The following is an 8,482-nucleotide window of genomic DNA, read 5'->3' as shown; positions in this document are numbered from 1 at the left end:
GCGAAGAGGCCAGCCCAGCCAACATCACCTGTGCCTGACACACCGCCTTCATCCAGGTGGCCGAAACCCGCAGTTTCACCGAAGCCGGGCGCCTGCTGGAGATCTCGGCTTCCGCCGTGGGCAAGAGTGTGGCGCGCATGGAGGAGCGCCTCGGCGTGCGGTTGTTCCACCGCAGCACCCGCAGCGTCACCCTGACCACCGAAGGCGAGCTGTTCCTGGACCGCTGCAAACGCATCCTCAGCGAAGTGGAAGCCGCGCAGATGGAATTGCTGGAGCTGTCCGCCAACCCCCGGGGCAAGGTGCGTATCAGCGTGCCGATCCAGAACGTGCTGATCATGCCGGTGCTGGCCGGGTTCATGCGCGCCTACCCGGACATCGAGCTGGACGTGGACATGTCCGACCGCATGGTGGACGTGATCGAGGAAGGCTTCGATGCGGTGATCCGCACCGGCGCGCCGCAGGATTCGCGGCTGATGGCGCGCAAGCTGGGAGGCTATCAATTGCAGTTGGTGGCATCGCCCGAGTACCTGCAACAGCACGGCGAACCGACGCACCCGGATGACTTGATCCGCCACGTCTGCCTGCTGCACAAGTTCCCGGCCACGGGCATGATCGAACGCTGGCCGCTGCGGGTCGGCGATATGCACATCGAGCCGAATCTGTCGAAGGCGCTGATCTGCACCACGATGGACCCGCTGACGTACCTGGCGATGGATGGGGTGGGGATTGCCTGCCTGCCGGATTTTTCAATCCGCCAGCCACTGGCCGACGGCAGGCTGAAGGTGTTGCTGGCGAATTACACCGACCACACCGGCAACCTGTGGATGCTCTGGCCTGCGTCGAAGCAGACCGCACCGAGGCTGCGGGTGTTGATCGATTACTTCAAGGACAACATTCTCAAGGGCTGAATCAGCACTGCAAGGTCTCGGCGATCGGCGCCTTGCCAAGGCCGAAGCTGAGCATCAACGCCAACCCCAGCAGGCCGATGCCAGCGCCCAGCCACAGCGCCGACGGCACGCCTTGATGATCGACCATCAGGCCGCCAACCAATGACCCTGACGCAATGGCCACCTGGAACATGGTCACCAGCATGGCCGAGCTGGCCTCTGGTAACTGCGGCGAAGTCAGCTGCATCCAGGTGCTGACGCCCAAGGGAATCGCTCCATAAGCCACGCCCCACGCCAGCACCGCCAGCGCCACCGCCGCACTCGAACCTCGCAACTGTGGCAAGGCCAACTGGGCGATCACCATCAACACAATCACCGCGCCCAACGACAGCCGCAGATGCCGCGCCACGCCCCTGGCCATGGCGAAATTGGCCAACATGCCCACCAGGCCGAAGCCCAACAGAATGGAGGTGATTGCACTACCGGAGAAACCCGCTTCACGACTCAGAAACGGCGCGATGTAGGTGTACGCCGAAAAGTGCGCAGCCACCACCAACGCCAGCAGCAACATGCTGCGCCGGGCATTGCTTCGCGTCAGAAAACTCAACAGTGCCCGCACCTGCAAGCCGTCCCGGGACGGCAGCGACGGCAACGTCAGCCCCTGAGCGATCAGCGCCAACACCGCCAGCCCTGCCGTCACCGCGAACGATACCCGCCAGGAAAACAGATCCCCCAGCAAAGTTCCGAACGGCACACCAAACACCGTGGCCAGGGTAATGCCCGCAAAGATCAATGCCGTGGCTTTCGCCGCTTTCGATTCACTGACCAATCGCCCGGCCACCGCAATCGCCACCGCCCAGAAACCACCCAGCGCCACGCCCAACAACGCACGTCCCACCAGCATGATCGCCAGCGACGGTGCCACCGCCGACACCAGGTTGGCCGCCACCTGCAACAGCGTCAGCAACAGCAGCAGCTGCCGGCGATTCATGCGCCCGGCCCCCAACATGATCGCCGGCGCCGCCACTGCCGCGACGATCCCCGGCACAGTCACCATCAACCCCGCCTCCCCGTCGCTGATGCCCAGGGTATTGGCAATTTGCGGCAAGACCCCCACCGGCAAATATTCAGTGGTGACAAACGCAAAGGCGCCCAGCGCCACGCTGAACACCGACAACCAGTCGCGCCAGGAGGATGACCCGGCCGGCGCCAACGCGGCGTCGCCCGGTATTGCATGCATATCGTTCATGACAAAGCTCCACAGAAATGAGTGGAGCCATGCTAGGTACCCCGCGCGCGCGGAAAAACGGGGCGCAGGTCCGATCACTGCGGAGTGATCGTTCCGCAATGCCACATCGCGCGCTTTTCTGTAGGAGCGAGCTTGCTCGCGATGAACGTCGGGACAACTCGGGCATTCAGTTGCCCAGCGTTATCGTTGACGACCATCGCGAGCAAGCTCGCTCCTACAGAAAAGCACGCGCACCCGTGCGCCCCGACTTGAAACCTGCCCCACTTCATCTACCGTACTTTGACGCGCCCCCTGAACCTGCACCCGCAAAGTTTCAAAGGAGCCATGATGGCCACCGCCCCTCGCAAGGCTGCCCCCGCCGCCAAAGCCAAGCCCCGCAAGAAAATCACGCCGTCCATCTCTGAAAGCCTGATCCGCCGCCGCCCGGTGTGCCCCGATCAACTGGACATGCGTGACCGGCTCTATCAGCCGCCGGTCGGCCTGCAACCGGTCAAGGCCTTGATGCCGACGCTGTGGATGAGCATCAAGAACCAACTGCAAACCCAGGCCTGCACCGGTTTTGCCCTGTCGACGGTCATCGAATACCTGCTCAGCAAAGGCAAACGGGAAAACAAACCGGCCATCTCGCCTTACATGCTCTACAGCATGGCACGGCGCTACGATGAAATTCCCGAAGCGCCCAACCCCACCCGAGATCCTGATCGCAAGCCGGACCCTGATTTTTCCGACAACGGCTCGACCCTGCGCGGCGCGCTCAAGGGCTGGTACAAACAAGGGGCCTGCGCGGCGGATCTGTGGCCGAACCTGGACATGCCCACCGCGACCAACCTGCCCGACACCGACTGGTGGATCGACTCGGTGCAACGCCCGCTCGGCGCCTATTACCGGGTCGACCCGCTGTCGATCAGCGACATGCACGTGGCCCTCAATGACCTGGGCGTGCTCTACGCCAGCGCCGCCTGCCACAGCGGCTGGACCACCGCCGCCAGCGAGGCTGCGCAGTTGGCCACGCCACCGGGTGCCTGGGACGACTACTGGCGCATCCCCAGTCAAAAAGCCGGCCTGGACGACGGTGGCCATGCCTTCGTGATCGTCGGCTACAACGAGGACGGCTTCCTGATCCAGAACTCCTGGGGCACCGGCTGGGGCAGCGCCGGCTACGCGATCCTCACCTACTCCGACTGGCAGCAAAACGCGATGGACTGCTGGGCGCCGCAACTAGGGGTGATCACCGCCGAACACACGGCGATTTCCGAAGCCACCACCCTGCGCGAAAACCCGGCCGGCAACGTCGTGGTCGCCACCTCGGAAGTGCTGGCCAATCGCGAAATCAACCCCTTCATCATCGACCTGGGCAACAACGGCGAGCTGAGCCAGACCGGCGACTTCCGCACCCGCCCCGACGACGTCAAGGACCTGGTCGACTTCCACCTCGGTGAAGCGCGCAAGCGCTGGAACCTGTCGGCCAACGACCCCATCGACATCGCGATCTACGCCCACGGCGGTCTCAACGACGAAAAAGCCGCCGCCGCGGCAGCCAAAGAATGGGTACCACTGCTCTACGACGCCAAAATCTTCCCGATCTTCCTGATGTGGGAAACCGGCGCCATGACCACGGTGCTCAACCTGATCGTCGATGCCTGGAAACAAGTACCGCGCAGCACCGGCGGGGTGTTTTCCGAATTGGGCGATGCGGTCAAACAGTTCTATGACAAGCGCCTGGAACGCGCGCTGTCTGCACCCGGCACTCTGCTGTGGGGCGAGATGAAACAGAACGCCGACGCCCTGAGCGGTAACCCGAGCAGCGGCTTGCAGATATTGCACAAGGCTTTCCTCGACTCCGGCAAGATCGGCAGATTCCGCCTGCACCTGATCGGCCATTCGGCGGGATCGATCGTTCACAGCTTCATCATCGACCGCCTTGCCTCGGCCGGCCTGCGCTTTGCGTCGCTGAGCCTGATGGCGCCGGCCGTTCGAGTCGACACTTTCGAGCGCCTGGTGCTGCCGCACCTGATCAGCAAGACCGTGGACAACTACCTGCAGTTCTCCTTGACCGACCAGGCAGAAAACCAGGACCCGACCTGCAAGCCTTACCTGCGCTCACTGCTGTATCTGGTTTCGGAATCGTTCGAGGCTGGCGTGCGCACGCCGATCCTGGGCATGGACAAATACGTCCGGCGTTCTCCGGTGTTCACCCAGCCCAACTTCACCTACGTCACCACGCCGTCCGATCAGTCGATCAACTCGACCCACGGCGGCTTCGACAACGATCAGCCCACACAAAAACGGATCGTCGCGCAGGTGCTCAAGAGCAAAGCCAACATCATCGGCTCGGGCGGCGCCTCGGGTGCAGCCGTGGGGACAAAAGCTCCGCGCACTGTCAGACCCAAGAAAGCCGCCGCAGCGAAGGCGAAGAAGGCCTGAAAGAAGAGGCCTGGGCCGTCCCGCTCAGCGCTGCGGCGCCACCATCCGGAACTGGATGTTGATGTCGTTGGACACCACGCTGTCGGCCCACTCGCCTTCACCGATCTTGAAATCGTTGCGCCTGACCGTCAGTTCGCCGGCAAAAATGCCGATACCGCCCTCGGCCTTGAGCATCACCGGCACCTGCACCTCACGTGTCTGCCCGCGCAGCGTGAGGTTGCCGGTGACCGAGTAGCGGTGATTGCCCAGGTCCTTGAATCGGGTCGATTCGAAAATCGCCTGCGGGTAGGTCGCGGTATCGAACCAGGCCGGCTTGGGCAGTTCAGTCTTGGCGTCCTCGCTCTCGACATTGATGCTGCTGAGCTCGATGGTCAGTTTCGCGTGGGCTGTATCGGGACGGGTGGTGTCGAAATCGAGGTCGCCCTCGAACTTGTCGAAGGTGCCATACACCCGCGAGCCCATCTGGTCGTAGGTGAAGCTGATGGTGCTGGCGTTGGGGTTCACGTTGGCGTATTCAGCCGCTTGAGCGCCGGGCGCCATCGCCAGTGCAGCGATGGCGGCCAATGCCGTGAAACGCGGGATTCGAGGGGGCATGAGACACTCCAGGCTGGGTGGACGCCATGAGAACCCGATAAGTCTTGCACAGATATCGAAACTTGCCGCTCACCCCCGTCAAATCCAGGCCGCTGCCACGCCCGCCGATGACTTCCCTGTCCTGCGTCTGGGAAAAATCCATGTATCAACATCAAATCGAACGCGTCGGCACTATCGCCCCACATGCCTGCCCAGAAAGTCGCCCACCAACACCGCAATCTCCCCAGGCTTTTCATCCAGCGCAAAATGCCCCGCCTCCAGCACATGAACCTCCGCATTCGGCAGATCCCTTCGATACGCCTCAGCCTCAGCCACATCGAACGACGGATCAAACTGGCCCCACACCACCAGCGTCGGCGGTTGATGCGCGCGCAGCCACGCCTGCCACTTCGGATAGCTGGCGACGTTGTTGCGGTAGTCGTAGAACAGGTCGCTCTGGATATCCGCCTGCCCCGGCTGGTTCAGGAAATTGAATTCGTCGGTCCACAAATCCGGGTTGAACACCTCGACATTCGGGTTGGCGCCGACATGCCGTTGCCGGGTGGTCGCCAACGAGAAAAAGCTCGCCCGCAACCCCGCCTCGTTCGCCGCCCGATTGGCCCAGAACTCGCGGCGCTTCTGCCACAACGGCCCCAAGCCATCTTCATGGGATACCGCGTTCTGAACGATCAGCGTCTGCAACCGCTCAGGGTGCGCGAGCATCATCCGAAAGCCCACCGGGCCGCCGTAGTCCTGCACATACAGCGAGTACTGGTTCAGGCCCAGGGCCTCGGTGAAGTGCTGCATCACGCTGGCCAGGTGATCGAAGGTGTAATCGAACGCCTTGGGGTCCGGCGCATCGCTATGGCCGAAGCCCGGATAGTCTGGCGCCACCAGATGATAGTTTTGCGCCAGCCGTGCCAGCAGCGGGTCGTACATGCGCGAAGAACTGGGGAACCCGTGCAGCAACAGCAAGGTGGGCGCCGTCGGCGAGCCGGCTTCGCGATAGGCGATCGTCAGGCCATCGACCTGGATACTGCGGTAGGCAACCGACATCTGAACCTGCGAATGGCTGGCCGATTCGGCAGCCTGGGCAGTGTTGGCGAGTGACAGGCCCAGGGCGCAGCCGAGGGCCAGGGCGGACAGCAATTTGTTCATCAGAGGACTCCGACTGATGGGTGGAAGGTAGGGGTAGACCTTGCCACCGGGATGTATCAGCCGATGCGGGGTTTTGTATTCCTTCGTATGTTGAGGGGTAAAGCTACACGGCGATACACACCGCTCCTACACCAACCGCTCAATCTTCTGATGCTGCCACACCAGTTTGTAATACAGCGTCTGCAACGCCAGCATCCCCAGGTACGCCACCGGAAACGCCATCCACACCCCTTGCAGCCCGAACCGCGCATCCAGCAGATAGGCCACCGGCAGCTGCACGCCCACCACGCACACGATGGAAATCGCCACCGGCACCATCACCGTGCCGCTGGCGCGCATGATGCCGCCGATAATCGCCTGGAAGCCGAACACCAGCAGGCTCCAGAGCATGATGTGCAGCAGGTGTTCGGCCATGCTGCGGGTCGCGTCTTCGGTCAGGAATGAGCCCAGCAGCCAGTGCGACAGCAAATACCCCAACACAACCAAACCACCGGTCAGGCACACGTTGATCATCAGCCCGGTCTTGAGGATCGGCCCGATGCGCTCCACCCGCCCCGCGCCGATCGCCTGCGCGCCGAGAATCGACGCCGTTATCGCGATCGACAGCGCCGGGAACTGCACGTAGTTGACGATCTGCGTCACCGCGCCGTAGGCCGCCGTCGCCTGGGAACCGTGCTGGTTCACCAGCGCCAGGATCACCAGTTCCGACAGCGACAACACCACCATCTGCAACCCAGTGGGCAAACCGATGCGCAGCACCTTGCCGAGGATCGCCCAGTCCAGCCTCATGGCGGCGAAGAACTCTCGGTCCGGTGCCAGGGGATGGCCCTTGCGAATCAAGCGCCACACCAGCCACCCCATCGCCACCAGGTTGCCCGCCAACCCGGCGAATGCCGCACTCTGAATCCCCAGCGGCGGCAACCCCAGCCAGCCGCGAATCAACGCCGGCGTCAGCGCCAGGCCGATCGCGGTCGACACCAGCAGCGCCAGCAACGGCGACAGCGTGTCACTCACCCCGCGCAGCAACTGCGTAAACAACACAAACACCAACAGCGACGGCATGAACCACAACATCACATGGGCATACGCCACCGCATCGTCCAGCACGTCCGCCGGCGTCCCTAACCCTTGTAATGCGGACCTCGCAAACACACTCCCCACCACCGCCGCCACCAACCCGATCAACACCCCCAACAACAGCGTTGCGCCGGCAATGGCCTTCACCAAATGCCCCTCCCGCGCGCCCCAGGCCTGCCCGATCAACACCCCCGCGCCAGCGCCCAGGCCAATGACCAGGGCGATGAAGAAGAACACGATGGGGAACATGCCCGACACGGCCGCCAGCGCTTGAGTGCCGAGCATTTGGCCGATGTAGATGGAGTTGACGGTGCCGGACATCGATTGCAGGAAGTTCGACAGCACCATCGGGGCGAGGAAAAGCAGGTAGGTTTTCCAGAGGGAGGGTTGGGGTTTGGCTGGGGTTTGCATGGAATGGAGGTCCATCTCGACGGCGGGAGTGTTGATAGAGGGTAGCTTCGGTGAGTTGTGGCCAGGGAGCAATGTACTTTTAAGGTCTGTGTTTAATTCGTGGGGAATAGAGGGGAAAGGTCTGAGATTTCTTCAACACCGGTCCTACACAAAGCTCGGAATTGCTCACCTGTTCTGCGCGGCTGCAAACGGCTTATAGTCAGCGCCGTCGCCCTGATGGCGATTCGGGTTTGGCGACCTGAGAACGGAGAATGACGAACTGACGGCCTAGGGCCAATAACATAGAGATCATTCTTATGAATCGATACATGCCTCTTACCGGAATCGACCTGGTTCCAGCCTCCCTGCTCATCGACACTCAAGCCCCACTCGATGTACTACAGGCCACTGCGGATTACCGTATTCGGACAGTTACCCAGGTACTGGAGAACATTGCCTATCGTGCCGAGATTGGGTGCGACACGGTGGTGTTGGCGGATTTTTGCAGACTGCTGGTTATTCCGTTGCGCGATGGGTGTGATTTGATGGATGTGATTGGGCGGCGGTTGCGGGCGCAGGTAGCGAAATAAAATAGGAACGGGCGCCTTGTCAGGCGCCTGTTTTTTTTCGGGCTACCAAACAAGTCAAACCAACACCGTCGATGGCTTCCGCCTAATTTGGGAGTGTCAGTTTTTTTGTGTGCGGGCCGGTAGCGGCCTGCCGT

At 62.2% G+C, this 8,482-nt stretch carries 7 protein-coding genes; 3 read left to right on the top strand and 4 right to left on the bottom strand.

The genetic code is table 11. The annotated features are described in order from the left end of the window. Positions 1-50: 50 nt before the first annotated feature. Positions 51-908, top strand: coding sequence for a LysR substrate-binding domain-containing protein (locus tag B0W55_RS27715; RefSeq protein ID WP_077049095.1), 858 nt, complete (start codon positions 51-53; stop codon positions 906-908). 1 nt (position 909) lies between these two features. On the opposite strand, the gene B0W55_RS27710 is transcribed toward B0W55_RS27715, so the two are convergent. Continuing rightward, positions 910-2,136, bottom strand: coding sequence for an MFS transporter (locus tag B0W55_RS27710; protein WP_077049094.1), 1,227 nt, complete (start codon positions 2,134-2,136; stop codon positions 910-912). A 327-nt stretch (positions 2,137-2,463) separates the two neighbouring features. Here B0W55_RS27710 and B0W55_RS27705 point away from each other — a divergent pair, with 327 nt between their 5' ends. Then, positions 2,464-4,560: a C1 family peptidase gene (locus B0W55_RS27705; protein WP_077049093.1), complete on the top strand. Its 2,097-nt coding sequence runs from the start codon at positions 2,464-2,466 to the stop codon at positions 4,558-4,560. A gap of 24 nt (positions 4,561-4,584) precedes the next feature. Here the strand turns inward: B0W55_RS27705 and B0W55_RS27700 are convergent, their stop codons facing one another. From B0W55_RS27700 to B0W55_RS27690, 3 genes are all read right to left on the bottom strand, one after another. Then, positions 4,585-5,154: a YceI family protein gene (locus B0W55_RS27700; RefSeq protein WP_077049092.1), complete on the bottom strand. Its 570-nt coding sequence runs from the start codon at positions 5,152-5,154 to the stop codon at positions 4,585-4,587. A 171-nt stretch (positions 5,155-5,325) separates the two neighbouring features. After that, on the bottom strand, positions 5,326-6,291 hold the full coding sequence (locus B0W55_RS27695; protein WP_083743238.1) for an alpha/beta fold hydrolase: 966 nt from the start codon (positions 6,289-6,291) through the stop codon (positions 5,326-5,328). Positions 6,292-6,417: 126 nt separating this feature from the next. After that, positions 6,418-7,779 carry an MATE family efflux transporter gene (locus tag B0W55_RS27690; RefSeq protein WP_077049091.1) on the bottom strand — a complete coding sequence of 454 codons (1,362 nt, stop codon included), beginning with the start codon at positions 7,777-7,779 and terminating at the stop codon, positions 6,418-6,420. Positions 7,780-8,075: 296 nt separating this feature from the next. Here B0W55_RS27690 and B0W55_RS27685 point away from each other — a divergent pair, with 296 nt between their 5' ends. Beyond that, on the top strand, positions 8,076-8,348 hold the full coding sequence (locus B0W55_RS27685; RefSeq protein WP_077049090.1) for a hypothetical protein: 273 nt from the start codon (positions 8,076-8,078) through the stop codon (positions 8,346-8,348). Positions 8,349-8,482 lie beyond the last annotated feature (134 nt).

The organism is Pseudomonas sp. KK4, from assembly GCF_001984065.1.
Lineage (GTDB): Bacteria > Pseudomonadota > Gammaproteobacteria > Pseudomonadales > Pseudomonadaceae > Aquipseudomonas.
The sequence above is the reverse complement of the archived record's forward strand: the minus strand, read 5'-3'. Positions and strand labels throughout refer to the sequence as shown.